Source organism: Nocardia sichangensis, from assembly GCF_047200615.1.
Classification (GTDB): domain Bacteria; phylum Actinomycetota; class Actinomycetes; order Mycobacteriales; family Mycobacteriaceae; genus Nocardia; species Nocardia sichangensis.
The window spans coordinates 59,075-74,287 of the sequence record NZ_JBJZOK010000006.1 but is presented as its reverse complement, the minus strand read 5'-3'; the positions used below and the strand labels follow the sequence as shown (position 1 = coordinate 74,287).

The following is a 15,213-nucleotide window of genomic DNA, read 5'->3' as shown; positions in this document are numbered from 1 at the left end:
CGCTTGTGAATCAGCCGAGGACGGTGGCGACTATCCCGGCGAGGTAGCCGAGCCGGGCCACCTCGGAGGGCCGGAAGTCGGGGCCGCCCGGCCTGCCGAGCAGCAGCACCTTGCCGGTGTTGCCGAGCGGAGCGGCGGCGAGTTTGGTGTCCATGTCCCGCCAGATCTCGGGCACCCAGTCGGCTTCGGGGTCGAGCACCGTCGGCTTCTCCAGTGGCATCCACGGTGCCGAACCCGCTTGTGTCTGTGGCGCACTCGGGCTGCCGACCACCCGGTAGGCGCCGTGCGGCCCGATGTCGATGATCGTGCTCCAGCCGACCCGCAGCACCCGCGGCACACCGTCCACCAGCACCTGCATCCGGTCGTCGCGAGCGCTGGCCACGTGATCGATGAGTTCGAGTTCGCGATGGGTGTCGAGCACGCCGGAGTACGGGCGGATCGAGTCCACGTGCACGTCGCCGATCGATTCGGCGGCGGTGATGAGGGTGTCGGGGAGTGCGCCGGAGGGCACCTCGACGACCAGATCGTCGACGGCGTAGCCCGCGCCGCGCTCGACCACGTCCAGCGAGAGGATGTCGGCACCGACGGAGCCGAGTGCGAGGGCGAGCGCACCGAGGCTTCCCGGTCGATCCGGAAGTTGCACGCGGAGCAGATACGACACGTGCGTTTCCTTTCTTAGGGCGGCCGAGGCTCTGAACGGATACCCGGGTGACGCAATACTTACACCCCTTACGGCCGGTTATCGAGTCGAAGACCGGCGAGTGACGCGCGCCACTCGATGAATTCGCGCGAAACCGGCGTGTCGGGCTAGTCCGAGCGGCCGTGTCGCGCGCCGGAGGGGGTTGCCGGGGGCCTGCTGGGCGATGGTTCCTCCGCCGCGCCGACGAAGCCCGGGTGCCGGGTGGTGACCCGGTCCCCGGTGGCTAGGCTGTGTGGGTTGAGCACTGTTGATAACGAAGCCGAAAGGGGTCCCGCGGTGCCCGCCATCTCCCGCGACGAGGTCGCACACCTCGCCCGGCTGTCCCGGCTCGCGCTGTCCGACGCGGAACTGGATCAGTTCGCTGGACAGCTGGATTCGATCCTGAGCCACGTGCGGACCATTTCCGAGGTAGCCGCCGCCGACGTCCCGGCTACGGCGTCGCCGAACCCGGCGACCAATGTGACCCGTCCCGATGAGGTGGTGCCGGGCCTGACCCCGCGGGAGGCGCTGTCGGGCGCGCCCGCCGTGGACGAGCAGCGGTTCATGGTGCCGCAGATTCTGGGGGAGGGCGAATGAGCGCAGCATCGCATCACGATTCCGTCTTGACGACGCTGTCGGCGGCCGAGCTTGCCGACAAGATCCACGGCCGCGAGCTGTCCTCGGTCGAGGTCACCCAGGCGCACCTGGACCGGATCGCCGCGGTCGACGGCGAGTACCACGCCTTCCTGCACGTCGCGGGAGAGCAGGCGCTAGAGGCCGCGGCCGCGGTGGACGCCGCGATCGCCTCCGGCGCCGAGCCCGCCTCGCCGCTGGCCGGAGTTCCGTTGGCGCTCAAGGACGTGTTCACCACCACGGACATGCCCACCACCTGTGCGTCGAAGATCCTCGAGGGTTGGGTGTCGCCGTACGACGCGACCCTCACCACGCGGTTGCGCGCGGCGGGCATCCCGATCCTCGGCAAGACCAACATGGACGAGTTCGCCATGGGCTCCTCCACCGAGAACTCCGCCTACGGTCCCACCCGCAACCCGTGGGACACCACCCGCATCCCGGGCGGTTCGGGCGGCGGCTCCGCGGCGGCGCTGGCCTCCCATCAGGCCCCGCTGGCCATCGGCACCGACACCGGCGGATCGATCCGCCAGCCCGCGGCCGTCACCGCCACCGTCGGCACCAAGCCCACCTATGGCACGGTGTCGCGCTTCGGCCTGGTCGCGTGCGCGTCGTCGCTGGACCAGGGCGGTCCGTGCGGTCGAACGGTGCTGGACACGGCGCTGCTGCACGAGGTGATCGCCGGATACGACCCGCGCGACTCCACCTCGCGCGACGTGCCGGTGCCGCCGGTGGTGGCCGCCGCGCGCGCCGGGGCGCAGGGCGATCTGCGCGGCGTCAAGATCGGCGTGGTGAAGGAACTGCACTCCGACAGCTACCAGCCCGGCGTGCTCGCCTCCTTCGACGCCGCTGTGGCGGTGCTGAAGGATCTCGGCGCCGAAGTGATCGAAGTGTCCTGTCCGCACTTCGAATACGCGCTGTCGTCCTACTACTTGGTGATGCCGTCGGAGGTGTCGTCGAACCTCGCGCGGTTCGACGCGATGCGCTACGGCCTGCGCGTCGCCGACGACGGTCAGCACAGCGCCGAGCAGGTCATGGCGGCCACGCGCGCGGCCGGGTTCGGCCCCGAGGTCAAGCGGCGCATCATGATCGGCACCTACGCGCTGTCGGCGGGTTACTACGACGCCTACTACGGCCAGGCGCTGAAGGTGCGCACGCTGATCGCCCGCGACTTCGACAAGGCCTACGAGCAGGTCGACGTGCTCGTCTCGCCGACCAGCCCGTTCACGCCGTGGAAGCTGGGCGAGAAGGTCGACGATCCGCTGGCCATGTACCTGTCGGACCTGTGCACCCTCCCGACCAATCTGGCCGGTCACCCCGCCATGTCGGTCCCCTCCGGGCTGAGCAAGGACGACGGCATGCCCGTCGGCCTCCAGATCATGGCCCCCGCCCTCGCCGACGATCGCCTCTACCGGGTGGGCGCGGCCTACGAGGCCGCCCGCGGTCCCGTCGCGTGATATCGCCGAGCCGCTCGGTTTCCGCGCACGCGATACCGAGCGGCTCGGTGAGTAATCAGGCGGGCCAGACGAATTCGGGGTCGCTGGCGTAGTCGTCGCGGCGTTGATCCAGCGCGAGTGCGACCATCTGGTGCGCGCCGGGCCCGATGATCTTGCGTAGCGGGGGGTTCGCCATGTTCACCAACTCGATCAGGCCCGCTGCGCCGACCTCCGGGGGCGCTTCGATCCATTCGGACTCGGTGTCGGCGCTCGGCTCCACCGAAGCGGTGGGCTCGTTCGATGTGTTTCCCGGCCCGGCTTCGGTCGACGTCGTTCCGGTCGCCGGAGCCGCAGTCGCTTCGGCCGGGTAGTCCGGCATACCCAGGATGGAGTTGCGCAACTGCGCATAGGCGGGAATGCCGCTGGCGAATCGCATGCTCGACTTGGCCCAGTCGGTATCGAAGCCGCCCATCTGCGCGAGCGTGACCCGGATGCCGAAGGGGCGCAGTTCGTCCGCGAGCGAGGCGCTGAATCCCTCCAGTGCCCACTTGCTCGCGTTGTACAGTCCGAACAGGGGCAGACTGCCCACGGCCCCGACCGTGGAGATCTGCACGATGTGTCCCGAACCCTGCGTGCGCAGATGGGGTACCGCCGCTTGGGAAACCCAGAGGGCGCCGAAGAAGTTGGTGTCCATCTGGTCGCGGATCTGCGTCTCGGTCAGTTCCTCCACGGCGCCGACCAAGCCGTAACCCGCGTTGTTCACCAGCACATCGATCGTGCCCGTCAGCGCGAACGCCTTGTCCACGGTGGCGATCACGCCGGCGCGGTCGCGAACGTCCAAGGGCAACACGGTGAGACGGTCGTCGGCAATGCCCGCGAGGGTCTCCGGGTTTCTGGCGGTCGCGACGACGCGATCCCCCTCGGCGAGCGCGGCCGTCGTGAAGGCGCGGCCGAGTCCGCGGCCTGCGCCGGTGATGAACCACGTTCTGGTCATGGGCGATCCTTTCGTCGCGAGACGCTCCGTCTCGTCGGATACCGTGCCAAGTCGCTCGCGCCTTGTCAAGACGAGACGTTTCGTCTCGTCATCTGCTACTGTCGCGGCATGCCCGAGACTCCCACCGCCGCGCGCCGCAGCGAGCGCTCCCGTGCGGCGATACTCGCCGCGACCGCCGAGCTGATCCGCGAGGTGTCCTACGCGAAACTGGGCATCGAGGCCATCGCGGCCCGCGCGGGCGTCGGCAAGCAGACGATCTACCGCTGGTGGCCGTCGAAGGGGGCGGTGGTGTTCGATGCCATGCTCGAATCCGATTCGGGGCCGGAGGGTCCGGCGCTACCCGACACCGGAGACATCGCCGCCGATCTGCGCCAGTTGCTACGCGGTTCGGTCGTCGCGCTGACCGATCCGGGGTTCGAATCCTTCCTCCGCGCGATGTACATCGAGATCCAGCAGGACGCCGAGTTGGGCGCCGCCTACCGTGAGCGTTTGCTGCTGCCCCAGCGCGCCGCTGTCGCCGACCGCTTGGCCGCCGCCGTCGCCGCAGGCGAAGTGCGCGCGGATCTGGATCTCGAGCTCGCCATCGATCTGCTGCTCGGTCCGGTGCAGATGCGGTGGTCCCTTGGCCTCGGTGGTCTCACCGAGGACTATGCCGACGCCGCCCTCGACGCCGCGCTGGCCTATCTGCGTGCCTGAGTCCGCGGGTGTCTACTCGATCAGACCGGCGTTGGACGGGAGGGTGGCGTCCCCGGCTTCCAGGCTCTGCACGATCGGCGCGAGATCGCTGGACCCACTCGTGCGGGCGTCCGCGGCGAATTCCTGCCACGTCGTCGGCGCGTCGCCCTCGATGACCGGATCTTCCAGGCCGACGTCGTAGTCATCGTCGTCGAAAGACTGCTCGGGTGGGGTTGATCGATCGTCCGTCAACTGGGCGGTCTCCTTCGCGTTCGCAACAGTTTCCCCGGTCCGGTCGGACGGCTGGACGGCGGCCCTCAGGAAGCGCGCAGCGATTCGGCCCGCTTCTTGATGCCGTCGGTCATGCCCTCGAAACCCCGGCGCAGATTCTTGCCGAGCGAGGCGACGACCACGGGGTGCAGCCATCCGCCGAGTTCGAAGTGCGATTCGTAGCGCGTTCGGTTGTCCGGCAGCGGCGTCACAGTGTGCGAGCGCAGGCTGTGCAGCGCGCCGAGGGGCACGGGTTTCATCGAGTAGCTCAGCTCGCTGCCCCGGGTGTGCGAGCGGATCCATTCCCGCTGCTTGCGCGGCTTCGAGCCGGAGACCTGGACGAGCATGTCGATCGGCTCGCCGGGCACCAGCGAACTGCGGCACTCCGTGACGAAGGGATTCCATTCGCCGTAGCGCGGGAAGTCGGTGATCACCTGCCACACCAGGTCGGCTGGGGCGTCGATGTCGGCGGCGAGGTCGATGACGAAGGCCATGAAGAAATTAGAACATGTTCTATGGCGGTCGCGGGCGAGTGGCGTGCCGAACAGCTCAGCACGAGCCCATCGCCGTCCCTTGATCCTGGCCGTACCGGTGGCCGTGGCCCGGCGGAGCGTGCAGCGCGGCGAGCAGATCGGCGGTGGTCTGCGCGAAGCTGAGCACCGGAAGCCATTGCGGAACCGGAGCGTCGACGCGGGCGCCGGTCAGGTCGGGCGCGCGCCACAGCTGGGAAGGCGACCAGTGGATCACCGGATCCGAGCTATTGGCCAGCACGGTCGCGCCGGCGCGGTGGACATTGTCGGCCGGTGGACCCGCCCAAAGAACCGCGCAGGTTCGGTCGTCCTGCTCGGCGTCGTCGGCGAAGACGGCGTTGCCGCCCAGAGCGCCCAGGCTCTGCCCGTACAGGTACAGCTTCGGCTTGTGCGCGAGGCTTTGGATGTGGCGCTCGACGGCGGTGAACAAGGCGCGAGCGGCCGTCACCGCCGATTCCCGGCCGAACACGAACGTCGCCCAGCTCGGGAGATAGGAGTACTGCAGCCCGACCAGCGCCACGTCACCGCCGAAGCGCCGATCGAACCCCGCCACGGCGTTCGCGTCGATCCAGCCCGATCCGGTGGGCACCGTGACGACCAGGTGCGAGCGGGCGAAGCCGCCCGACCGTTCCAGTTCCCGGATCGCCAGCGCGACGCGGCTGTCCAGGTCGGGTGCCGAGGCCACCCCGACATAGACCCGCACGGCGCGCACCGACGCGTCGCTCACGAATTTGCGCCCCTCGGCGCCCAGCGACGTCCAGCTCACCGCCGACTCCGCGCTACCCGACCCGGCGTGCGAAACCGGTCGCACCAGAGTGGGATCCAGCTCGGCGTTGGCCCGCGCGTACGCCGCCTCCCGCCATCCGACCACCGCGGGCACACCGACCAGGTACAGCAGCACCGCCGCGACGGCAGCCAGCGAGACGCCCCGCGACCAGCCCAGTTTCCGCCGAGACCAGGCGATCGAGCGGGTGGCGGCGGCGAACAGCCCGACGACCAGCGCCGCGCCGAGCGCGCAGCGCACCCAGTAGTCGGCGCCGATCGGCGGCGTGCCCATCGCGGCGCGCAGCCGGTTCTGCCAGTGTCCCGCGTTCGCCGCTGCTCCCACCACCAGCACCGATATCGCGATCAGCAGGGGCAGCCGCAGCCACGCATGGTGCCGATCGAAGTCGAAACCCCTTCGCCGCACGATGATTCGCAGCGTTCCGGCCACGCCGAGCGTCAGCGCCGCGAGGAGCCCGGTCAGCACGGCTTGCGCGCCCGGTGTGCGAGGGAGCAGACCCGGGGCCAACGACGCCAGTGTGCCGAGCCCGATGCCGAGTGTGGTGCCGATCCGCGGCGGTCGTGCCTGGAGTCGGAGACGGCGGTTCGGGAACGCCGTCATCGCCGCACCGTTGCCGCGACGGACGCAGGTGGCGGGCAATCCGCGAGTCCGGAGCCACGCCGCCGGTTGTGGACGACGAGAGCCGCGCTCAGACCGGCGATTCCGGCGGCGAGCACGCCGAGCAGCTTCCAGCTCGACGCGGAGTCGGACTCGGCGGCGTCGAACAGGGGCTCGACCACCGGTACGCCGTAATCCTGCCGCCGCGAGTTCAGATCGACCGCGGTGTTCGCGATCGATGCCATCGCATCGCAGCGGGCGCGGGAGAACGGGTCCACGCGGGTGGCGCAGGCCTGGTGCATCTGCCGGTCCAGCGACGCGTCGAGGGCCTGCCGCGCCCACGGGCCCAGCGGTTCGCCGCGCTGGTCGGCGTAGCGCAACAGGTCGTAGCCGAGGTCATGGGCCTTGCACGCGGTGTCGAACTCGGCGGGCAGCGTCACCGGGGACGAGCAGTCGCCGTCCGGATCGACCAGCAAACCGTCCACCGTGCTGGGCCGGTAACCGAACGACGCGACGAAGTCCGCCGGGATCGCGGTGAGCGCGTCGGGGCCACCGGCGGCCAGCTCGGCGACGGCGGCGCTCGCCTGCGGGCTCTCGATCGGCGCGGCCGCCGCGGCGGCCTGCGGGGCGGGGGAGAGGAAGACCGTCGCCGCCACGGTGGTCAGCGCGGTCGCGGTGAGCGCGGCGTAGCGTCGCGTGTGCGCGGTGACGGAAGAGGCTGCGGCGGAATGATTTCGGGCTCCTACGGCCGAAGCGAACCGGGTCTCGCGCCCGGCGCTGGTCGGTGTGCTCATGGCGACGACGTTAGGGGCCGGCTTTCCGGTCCCGCCTCACGCCCGGGGAGGTTTCGCGCGCCGTGCCGCCGGGGGAGCCGCCGCGCCGCCTCACACCGGGGTATCGAGGCGGAAATCACCCGTGGGTATGAGGCCGCGGTGAACTGGGAGTTCCTAGTGTCGTAGGCATGAACCGAGAAAGTCGCGGCTGGACGCGACGGCTGGACGCGCGGACCTGGTTCGACCTGGGCACGGTGCTGGTCGCGCTGATCTGGTACGCGGTGGCCTGGCCGACCCTGCACCTGACCCACGCGGTGCCCGCCGCGGCGCAGCCGTTCATCGCCGCGCTCGCCGCGTTCCCGGTGCTGCTGGTCCGGGTCAACCCGGCGCTGGGCTGGGCCATCTCGGCGGGCTCCGCGCTGGTGATCGCGCTGGCGATCCCGCATCAGCCGAACAACGACCTGCCGTTCCAGGTCGTGCACGTGCTCTGTGTGCTGGTGCTGTTGTTCGCGGTGGCATTGCGCGCCCCGGGACAGATCGTGGCGGTGTCCTGGGCGGCGACCGCCCTGCTGTTCGCGACCACCATGCCCGGCGAGGGCGAAGCGTTCGCGAACGCCGCGTGGGGCTGGCCGATCGCGCTGGGCGCGCTGGTGCTGTTCGGACTGCTCGTCCGCTGGCTGGCGCTGTCGCGGCGGCAGCTGGTGCGCCAGGAGGAGGAGAACGAACTCGAGCGGGCCCGCCGGGCCATCTTGGAGGAGAAGGCGCGCATCGCCCGCGATCTGCACGACGTCGTGGCCCACCACATGTCCTTGGTGGTGGTGCAGGCGCAGACCGCGCCGTACCGGGTCGAGGGCGTCACCCCGGCCGCGCGCGCCGAGTTCGAGTCGATCGGCGCCACAGCGCGCGAAGCGCTCAACGAGATCCGCGGCATGCTGGGTGTGCTGCGCAGCGACGGCCAGTTGCCCGAGCACGCGCCCCAGCCGAAGGCGGCCGACGTGATCGGCCTGTTCGAAGGCGCGCGCCGCGCTGGTGTCCGCATCGAGTGGACCGTCGAGGGTGCGCTGGACACGATCCCGGAGACCACCGGCCTCGCCTTGTTCCGCGTCGTGCAGGAATCACTGTCCAACGCCTCCCGGCACGCCCCGGGCGCGCCGGTCCAGGTGCGCATCGCCCGCGACGCGGAGCTGCTGCTCGACGTCGATAACGAGCCGGGGGCCACGCCCGCCCGGACGGTCGGCAACGGCGGCCACGGCATCGCGGGTATGCAGGCGCGAGCGCTGGCCGTGGGCGGCGAGGTGACGGCGGGGCCGCGCGCGGACGGCGGATTCCGGGTCCACGCGCGCTTCCCGCTCACCGTGCCGGAAGCGGCTGCCGCAGTTGTCGGTGCAGGCGCGCTGCACGGCGAACCAGGACGCTGAGCACCGCCGGGAGGATGCGCAGTGCGCTGCGGGTTCCTGCGGATGCCGATCGGAGGCAGCGACGGAAGGCAGGTGCCGCCGTTGCACAAAGCACCCGAGGCTGTCGGGCACGACACCGAATCGGGAGTTGAGCGGTGTCGAGACATCGCATCAGAGCAGACCGTGGCCGCAGCGCCCGAGCGGCGATCAGATGTGCTGGCCTCGGACACGGGCCGAGCGTGCCCGTCGATGCACAGTCGGGACGGTGGGCCCCTGGCATGCTCGTGCGTCCGGTCGGCGCGACGCGCAGTCGTACGGGGCAATTAGGGTGAGCTGGTGGCAATTACGGTGTTGATCGCCGACGACCAGGCGATGGTCCGTCAGGGGTTCGGGGCGCTGCTGGCCGCGCAGCCGGATATCAGCGTGGTGGGCGACGCGGCGGACGGCAAGGTCGCGGTGGCCGAGGCGAAGCGGCTGCGCCCGGACGTTGTGCTGATGGATGTGCGTATGCCGGAGATGAACGGGCTCGACGCGGCCCGCGCCATCCTGGCGGCCGGGTTCGACCCGCCGGTGCGCGTACTGATGCTCACCACCTTCGACATCGACGACTACGTCTACGAGGCGCTGAGCCTCGGCGCCAGCGGGTTCCTGCTCAAGGACGCGCCCGCCGAGGAACTGGTCCGCGCGGTGCGGGTGGTCGCCGACGGTCAGGCGCTGCTCGCGCCCACGGTCACCCGCAGACTCATCGCCGACGTCACCCGCCGCCGCAGCGCCGCCCGCGCCAAGCCGTCGCCGCAGCTGTCCGCGCTGACTCCCCGGGAGCGGGAAGTGCTGGAACTGATCGCGAAAGGCATGTCGAACTCCGAGATCGCCGAAACCCTGTTCGTGGCCGAGCAAACCGTGAAAACCCATGTTTCCAAGGTGTTCTCGAAGCTGAATCTGCGCGACCGGGCGCAAGCCGTGGTGCTGGCCTACGAAACCGGCTTGGTCACCCCGGGCTGAGCCGGGTCACATCGGCGGGCAGGACCCGCCGCGCAGTTCGTCGAGATGACCGCCGAGCATCCGCGCCATCCGGCTCAGGATGGTGGTGGAGTCGTCGAAGCTGCCGGAATCGGCCGTCGCCGCCAGCGCGACGGCGACCATGCCGGACCGCACCGGCACCAGGCCGAACTGGCGGACGGTGTAGACGCCGGTGTCGTCGTCGGGACCCCAGCCGCCTTTGAAGGCCGTGCCCTCCAGGACGCCAAGACCCCATGCCTGCTCGGGCGTTATCTTCGTCATCAGCTCGGTGACCTGGAACGACTCGGGCAGGCACGGCAGCCGGGAGGCGAAGCGGGCTTGATTGGCCAGCGTCCATTCGGTGCCGCCGAAGGAGGTGTAGTCCAAGGTGGTGCGCGGGCCCGCCACCCCGGTTGTGGCGTCGCCCGCCTCGTCGATCACGTCCTGCACCGCCTTGGCCGCTTCCAGCCCGTCGCCGAGCGATTGCCACAGCGCCTCCGCGGCGTCGTTGTCCGACCACGTGATGGCCGCCTCCACGTCGTGGATGATGCCCTCCTGCGGGTCGTGCCGCAGCGCCGCGATCGCGAGCGGCACCTTGATCGTCGACCACGCGATGCCGCTGACCCAGTCGCCGAAGACGGTCATCCGGCCCCCGCCGACGGGGATGATCGCCATGCCGACCTGTCCGCCGAGCTGGGGCTGTAACTGGGTGAAATCGGCGGCCAGCGAGTCGGGCATGGATATGGCGAGCCGCGGCCGCCACGCCCCCGCGGTGTCGACGACGACCGCCGGGGGATCGGTGTCGGCCCGATTGCCGGGAAGCAGCGTGCACGAAGTCAGCGTGAGCAGCACCACCATCGCTGCGGCGCGCAGCACCGAACGACACGACGAAGCGGATCCCGTCGACCTCACCACCGAGTCCTCCCCACCACCGGTGACGCGTCGCGCTGTAGAACGGCGGTGCAAAATATCTCATCGGGCCCGTCCGGTCGGTGACCGGACGAGAGACATCACCGCGGCGCGCGGCGGCGTCGACGGCACGATGTCTCGAACATAGTTTTGCCGATCTTCCCGGAGAATTCGAAACCCCGTGGCCACGGCGTCACCCGGTAGGCTCCAGGATCGGTAGGAAAGCGGTCACCTGAAGGGGGCGTGTTGCTCGACAGCGGTGCGGTGTTCGCCGGGTTCACCATAGAGAAGCTCCTCGGTCAGGGCGGCATGGGATCGGTGTATCTCGCCCGTCATCCCAGACTTCCTCGGCAGACCGCGCTCAAACTGCTCAACCGGGAGCTGTTCACCGACGTGGAGGTCCGGGCCCGCTTCGAGCGGGAGGCGGACCTGGCGGCGCAGTTGGACCATCCGAACATCGTCGCGGTGTACGACCGCGGCACCGAGGACGAGCAGCTGTGGATCTCCATGCAGTACGTCGACGGCGTCGACGCGGCCACGGTGAACCCGCAGAACCTGCCGCCGGAGCGTGCCGTGCAGGTCGTCGAAGGCGTCGCCTCCGCCCTTGACTACGCGCACGGGATGGGGGTGCTGCACCGCGACGTCAAGCCGGCGAACATCATGCTGGCCCGCGCGGTGGGCGGCCACGGTGAGCGGGTCTTCCTCACCGATTTCGGCATCGCCCGGCTGCGTGAGGATTCCACCCACCTGACCCAGACCGGCATGTTCACGGCGACGCTGGCCTACGCCTCGCCCGAGCAGATGACCGGGGCCCACCTGGACCACCGCTCCGATCAGTACTCGCTGGCGTGCGCGCTGTATTGGTTGCTGACCGGCGTCGCCCCGTTCGACGCGCCCGCCCCCGCCGACATCATCCGCGGCCACCTCCAGTTGCCGCCGCCCTCCGTCGCGGCCCGGCGCGCCGGTCTGTCGCCCGCGCTGGACGCGGTGATCGCCAAGGCCATGGCGAAGCGACCCGACGACCGATACGTCTCCTGCGTCGAATTCGCCTCGGCCGCGCGGCGAGCGCTCACCGAGCCCGCTCCGACGGTGGTGGCCGCGCAGTACCAACCGCAGCCGGCGCCCACCGTCCTCGCGCAACCGGCCTATCCCGGGCCGGAGGCGAGTCCGCCGACCTACGTCCCCACCGCCTCCGCCCCCGGCTATACCGCTCCACCGCAGTACAACCCGAACCCCATGAGCGGCCAGCAGTTCTCGGCGTCCAATGGCTATGCCGCGGCGGCTCCGCAGCCGAGTTACCCTGCGGCGCCGCCGCCTTCGGCTCCGGCACCGATCGCCTATCCGCCCCACCAGCCGAGTTATCCGTCGCAGGGCCGCTCCAATACCGGCCTGATCGTGACCATCGTCCTGGTGATCGTCGCGCTGCTGGTCGGCGTCGGCATCGTCGTCGCGAAGGTCGGATTTTCGAATTCCGCGTCGCCGCTCGACCTCCCCACCAAGACGCCGTCGGGCCCGTCCGCCGCGGACAAGCTCGCCGAAGCGTTCCCGAAGCTGCTGCCGCAAGGCGTCGATACGAAATACGACATCGGCTCCGGACCGGGCTATCGCGGCAAGACCTGCTTCCTCGGCACCGCCAAGCCGGGCGGCAAGGTGTCCAGCGCCAACGGCGTACCCGACTTCCCGAACTGGGCGACGGCCTGGAACTGCTGGGGCACACCGATCGACGAGCCCGACTACGTCCTCATCGGCTTCAAGTCGTCCGCCGATGCCCAGGCCGCGGTGCGGGACCTGCCGTCGAATACCGCGACGACCGAACGCAACAACGGCGAGTCGTATTCGACCTACCGGTGGCAGGAGAAAGCGAGCGGACTGCCGGACGGCTATCTCGTCGTCGACTTCGCCGACGACCCGGCCCGGTCGAACTACCTGCTGTTCGCCACGGTGACCCTCACCGACAGCATGCCGACCTCCGGGTTCGGCATCACCTCGGCGAAATTCAAGGCCTGGTTCGCCGACCTGCCGCTGTGAACCAGGAGTCTCAGTCGACGGCCAGCGCCTCCACGATGGGCAGCCGGGCCGCGCGCAACGCGGGTGGAATCGACCCGAGCAGCGCCAGCGCCAGCGCGATCACGGCGTAGACCAGCAGCATCGGGCTCGGCCGGTAGGCGACGTCGATGGTCAGGGCGTGTCCGATGGCGACCGTGCCCAGGAACTGCACCGACGCGCCGAGCGCCAGACCCAGCACCGCGCCGACGATCCCGATACCGGCGGCCTCGGCCAGCACCGAGCGCATCAGGAACTTGCGCCCGGTGCCCATGGCACGCAGTACGCCGAGTTCCCTGCGGCGCTCCAGCACCGAGAGCATCAACGTGTTGAGCAACGCGACCGTGGCGACCAGCACCACGATCCAGAGAATGGCGTTGCTCATCGCCATGCCCTGCCGGATGCTCGACGAAGCGGCCACCACCGTGTCCGCGCCGGTGTCCACGTTCAACTCCGGCGGCACCACTTGCCGTATCGCCGCGAACACCGCCGCGCGGTCGGCGCCCGGTGCGATGTCGACCGCGATGACCGTCTCCCCGGGCCGTTCGTACCAGCTGCGCATCAGGTTCAGGTCCATCATCACCACGCCGGCGATGGCGGAGAAGTACGGAATCACCTGCAACACACGCACGGTGTGGGGGCCGGTCGGGGTCGGCAGGGTCAGTTCCGCGCCCGCGCCGACGCCGAGTGAGCGCGCCACGTCGCGCGAGATGGCCACGCCTTCCCCGGCCGACAGCCGGGCGACCGATTCGTCGGTGAGCATGCGCATCCGCGTTTCCCTGGCGTCGGGCGGAAACCCTTGCAGCATCACGCGACTGCCGCCCAGCGTGGCGAAGGCCATCTGCGCCGGGCTGAGATGCGCGACGCCGGGCACCGCCGCGAGCTTGCCCGCCAGATCCGCGGGCAGCAGCGGCCCGGTCGGGAACTGCGCCATCGAGGCGGGGCTGACGTAGACGTCGTTGCGGGCCAGATCGGTGAAAGTGACCGTGGCCGAGTCGATCATGTTGCTGGACGCGCCGCTCATGCCGACGGTGGCCCCGACACCGATCATCACCGTCATCGCGGTCGCCCACACGCGCCGCGGCGAACGCTCCAGCGTGGTCGCGCCCAGGGCGCCGGGAGCGCGGAACCAGCGCGCGATCCCCGCCGCGGCCCGCACGATCGGGCCGGTCGCGGCGAAACAGATCAGGATCGCGGCGATGAACGACATCGAGATCGCGGTCAGCGAGTAGCGGCCGAGATCGCTGCTCGCGATCAGCACCGCCGCCCCGGCCAGCCCGCCACCCGCGATGACGGCGAGCCAGCGCAGCAGCGGGCTCGCGGTGTCGGTCCGGCCCGCTCCGACCGGAGCCAGCGCCTCGATGGGCTGGACCTTGTACACCTGGCGGGCGGCGAGGGAGGCCGCGAGCACGCTGGTGAACACGCAGGCCACGACGGCGAACGGAATCACGTACCAGGGCACCGAGTATTCGGTGCGCGCCTCCACGGACTGCACGATCGCGGTGGGCAGTGTGCCGATCGCGATGCTGCCCATGAACACACCCAGCGCCGCGCCGACCGCGCCGCCGAGCACGCCGAGCAGCGCCGCCTCGGCCAGCAGGTCGCGCACCATCGGGCCGCGCTTGCCGCCGATCGCGCGCAGCAGCGAGAGCATCGGCCTGCGCTGGGCGATCGCCATGCTCATCGCGTTGTAGATGAGGAACGCCGAGACGATCAGCGCGGCCGCCGACGCCATGGTGGTGGAGTAGCGGACGATCTGCACCGCGCCGCCCGCCTGCGCGGTGCGCAGACTCGGCTCGGCCACCACCGCGCGGCCGTCCACCGCGTCGGTGAGCGCCGCGCGCACCTGATCGAGATCGGCGCCCTGAGCGGGAATGATCTGCACCGAGTCCAGCCGCCCGGCGCGGTCGGTGATCTTCTGCGCCAGCCCGAGCGGGGCGGCGATGAGGTGGCCGTCGTCGAGTTTCCGGGAGGTCTCCGCGTCGAGGACACCCGCGACCGTGACCGTCGTGCCGCCCAGCGCGAACTGCTCGCCCTCGGTGCGGCCGAGCCCGGTGCCCACCAGCACTCCATTGGGCACCGAGAGCAGCTTCCCCGTGAAAGCGCTCATCGGCGCGGTCAATTCGCTGCCCAGCGCGCCGATGTTCGAGTCGGCGCCGATCAGCAGCGCGCGGTCGGCGCCGGTGCCGATCTGCGCCCGCAGCATCGGCACCGCCACCGCGACGCCGGGTGTGGTCGCGATCCGCCGCAGCAATTGCTGGTCGAATCCCGCGTCGGTGATCCCGCTGACCTCCAGCTGCGCCTTCCCGCCCAGGCCGCGGGTCAGTCTGTCCACCGAGCCGGTGACCGATCCGGAGATGCTCAGCACCGCCACCAGCAGCGACGCCGACACGCCCATCACGATCAGCGACATGAAGGTGCGGCCGCGATGGGCGAGCAGCTCGCCGATGTTGAACAGCCGCAGGCGATCCCACGCCGCGCCGATCATGCTGTTTCC

General features: G+C 70.3%; 14 protein-coding genes. 6 read left to right on the top strand and 8 right to left on the bottom strand.

The window, feature by feature from the left end; genetic code table 11:
• Positions 1 to 10: 10 nt before the first annotated feature.
• A complete protein-coding gene (locus ACL03I_RS10480; RefSeq protein ID WP_355078799.1) occupies positions 11 to 661 on the bottom strand; it encodes an ACT domain-containing protein in 651 nt (216 codons plus the stop codon).
• Positions 662 to 976: 315 nt separating this feature from the next.
• Between ACL03I_RS10480 and gatC the strand changes: the two genes are divergently transcribed.
• Positions 977 to 1,276 (top strand): Asp-tRNA(Asn)/Glu-tRNA(Gln) amidotransferase subunit GatC, encoded by a 300-nt coding sequence (gene gatC, locus ACL03I_RS10475; protein WP_067797657.1) that lies wholly within the window; start codon positions 977 to 979, stop codon positions 1,274 to 1,276.
• Positions 1,273 to 2,766 carry an Asp-tRNA(Asn)/Glu-tRNA(Gln) amidotransferase subunit GatA gene (gene gatA / locus ACL03I_RS10470; protein WP_364429299.1) on the top strand — a complete coding sequence of 498 codons (1,494 nt, stop codon included), beginning with the start codon at positions 1,273 to 1,275 and terminating at the stop codon, positions 2,764 to 2,766. Before gatC ends, gatA begins: the two co-directional genes overlap by 4 nt.
• 55 nt (positions 2,767 to 2,821) lie before the next feature.
• Here the strand turns inward: gatA and ACL03I_RS10465 are convergent, their stop codons facing one another.
• Positions 2,822 to 3,739 carry an SDR family NAD(P)-dependent oxidoreductase gene (locus tag ACL03I_RS10465; protein ID WP_412805779.1) on the bottom strand — a complete coding sequence of 306 codons (918 nt, stop codon included), beginning with the start codon at positions 3,737 to 3,739 and terminating at the stop codon, positions 2,822 to 2,824.
• Between the two features lie 108 nt (positions 3,740 to 3,847).
• Here ACL03I_RS10465 and ACL03I_RS10460 point away from each other — a divergent pair, with 108 nt between their 5' ends.
• A complete protein-coding gene (locus ACL03I_RS10460) occupies positions 3,848 to 4,435 on the top strand; it encodes a TetR/AcrR family transcriptional regulator (protein WP_412805778.1) in 588 nt (195 codons plus the stop codon).
• Positions 4,436 to 4,447: 12 nt separating this feature from the next.
• On the opposite strand, the gene ACL03I_RS10455 is transcribed toward ACL03I_RS10460, so the two are convergent.
• The 4 genes from ACL03I_RS10455 to ACL03I_RS10440 all read right to left on the bottom strand — a co-directional run bounded on the left by ACL03I_RS10455 (position 4,448) and on the right by ACL03I_RS10440 (position 7,389).
• Entirely contained in the window at positions 4,448 to 4,666 is a 219-nt protein-coding gene (locus ACL03I_RS10455; protein ID WP_412805777.1) for a hypothetical protein, read from the bottom strand.
• Positions 4,667 to 4,731: 65 nt separating this feature from the next.
• Positions 4,732 to 5,178, bottom strand: coding sequence for an SRPBCC family protein (locus ACL03I_RS10450; protein ID WP_412805776.1), 447 nt, complete (start codon positions 5,176 to 5,178; stop codon positions 4,732 to 4,734).
• Between the two features lie 55 nt (positions 5,179 to 5,233).
• Positions 5,234 to 6,598 (bottom strand): alpha/beta-hydrolase family protein, encoded by a 1,365-nt coding sequence (locus ACL03I_RS10445; RefSeq protein ID WP_412805775.1) that lies wholly within the window; start codon positions 6,596 to 6,598, stop codon positions 5,234 to 5,236.
• Positions 6,595 to 7,389: a hypothetical protein gene (locus ACL03I_RS10440; RefSeq protein ID WP_356961146.1), complete on the bottom strand. Its 795-nt coding sequence runs from the start codon at positions 7,387 to 7,389 to the stop codon at positions 6,595 to 6,597. The genes ACL03I_RS10445 and ACL03I_RS10440 overlap by 4 nt, the downstream gene beginning before the upstream one ends.
• 167 nt (positions 7,390 to 7,556) lie before the next feature.
• Here ACL03I_RS10440 and ACL03I_RS10435 point away from each other — a divergent pair, with 167 nt between their 5' ends.
• The gene (locus ACL03I_RS10435; RefSeq protein WP_412805774.1) at positions 7,557 to 8,786 is read left to right on the top strand and encodes a sensor histidine kinase; all 1,230 of its coding nucleotides are present in this window, start codon (positions 7,557 to 7,559) and stop codon (positions 8,784 to 8,786) included.
• Between the two features lie 315 nt (positions 8,787 to 9,101).
• On the top strand, positions 9,102 to 9,767 hold the full coding sequence (locus ACL03I_RS10430) for a response regulator (RefSeq protein ID WP_039799687.1): 666 nt from the start codon (positions 9,102 to 9,104) through the stop codon (positions 9,765 to 9,767).
• Between the two features lie 6 nt (positions 9,768 to 9,773).
• Here ACL03I_RS10430 and ACL03I_RS10425 read toward each other — a convergent pair whose 3' ends face one another.
• Positions 9,774 to 10,676 (bottom strand): serine hydrolase, encoded by a 903-nt coding sequence (locus ACL03I_RS10425; protein WP_355078807.1) that lies wholly within the window; start codon positions 10,674 to 10,676, stop codon positions 9,774 to 9,776.
• A gap of 240 nt (positions 10,677 to 10,916) precedes the next feature.
• Between ACL03I_RS10425 and ACL03I_RS10420 the strand changes: the two genes are divergently transcribed.
• Positions 10,917 to 12,701, top strand: coding sequence for a serine/threonine-protein kinase (locus tag ACL03I_RS10420; protein WP_412805773.1), 1,785 nt, complete (start codon positions 10,917 to 10,919; stop codon positions 12,699 to 12,701).
• Positions 12,702 to 12,711: 10 nt separating this feature from the next.
• Here the strand turns inward: ACL03I_RS10420 and ACL03I_RS10415 are convergent, their stop codons facing one another.
• Complete coding sequence (locus ACL03I_RS10415) at positions 12,712 to 15,204, bottom strand: FtsX-like permease family protein (RefSeq protein ID WP_412805772.1); 2,493 nt, start codon at positions 15,202 to 15,204, stop codon at positions 12,712 to 12,714.
• Positions 15,205 to 15,213 lie beyond the last annotated feature (9 nt).

What these genes read in the sequence shown, in the direction of transcription:
- gatA (WP_364429299.1), top strand. Translation starts at nt 1,273, where the DNA reads ATGAGCGCAGCATCGCATCACGATTCCGTCTTGACGACGCTGTCGGCG.
- ACL03I_RS10460 (WP_412805778.1), top strand. Translation starts at nt 3,848, where the DNA reads ATGCCCGAGACTCCCACCGCCGCGCGCCGCAGCGAGCGCTCCCGTGCG.
- ACL03I_RS10465 (WP_412805779.1), bottom strand. Translation starts at nt 3,739, where the DNA reads ATGACCAGAACGTGGTTCATCACCGGCGCAGGCCGCGGACTCGGCCGC.
- ACL03I_RS10415 (WP_412805772.1), bottom strand. Translation starts at nt 15,204, where the DNA reads ATGATCGGCGCGGCGTGGGATCGCCTGCGGCTGTTCAACATCGGCGAG.
- ACL03I_RS10435 (WP_412805774.1), top strand. Translation starts at nt 7,557, where the DNA reads ATGAACCGAGAAAGTCGCGGCTGGACGCGACGGCTGGACGCGCGGACC.
- ACL03I_RS10450 (WP_412805776.1), bottom strand. Translation starts at nt 5,178, where the DNA reads ATGGCCTTCGTCATCGACCTCGCCGCCGACATCGACGCCCCAGCCGAC.
- ACL03I_RS10440 (WP_356961146.1), bottom strand. Translation starts at nt 7,389, where the DNA reads ATGAGCACACCGACCAGCGCCGGGCGCGAGACCCGGTTCGCTTCGGCC.
- ACL03I_RS10445 (WP_412805775.1), bottom strand. Translation starts at nt 6,598, where the DNA reads ATGACGGCGTTCCCGAACCGCCGTCTCCGACTCCAGGCACGACCGCCG.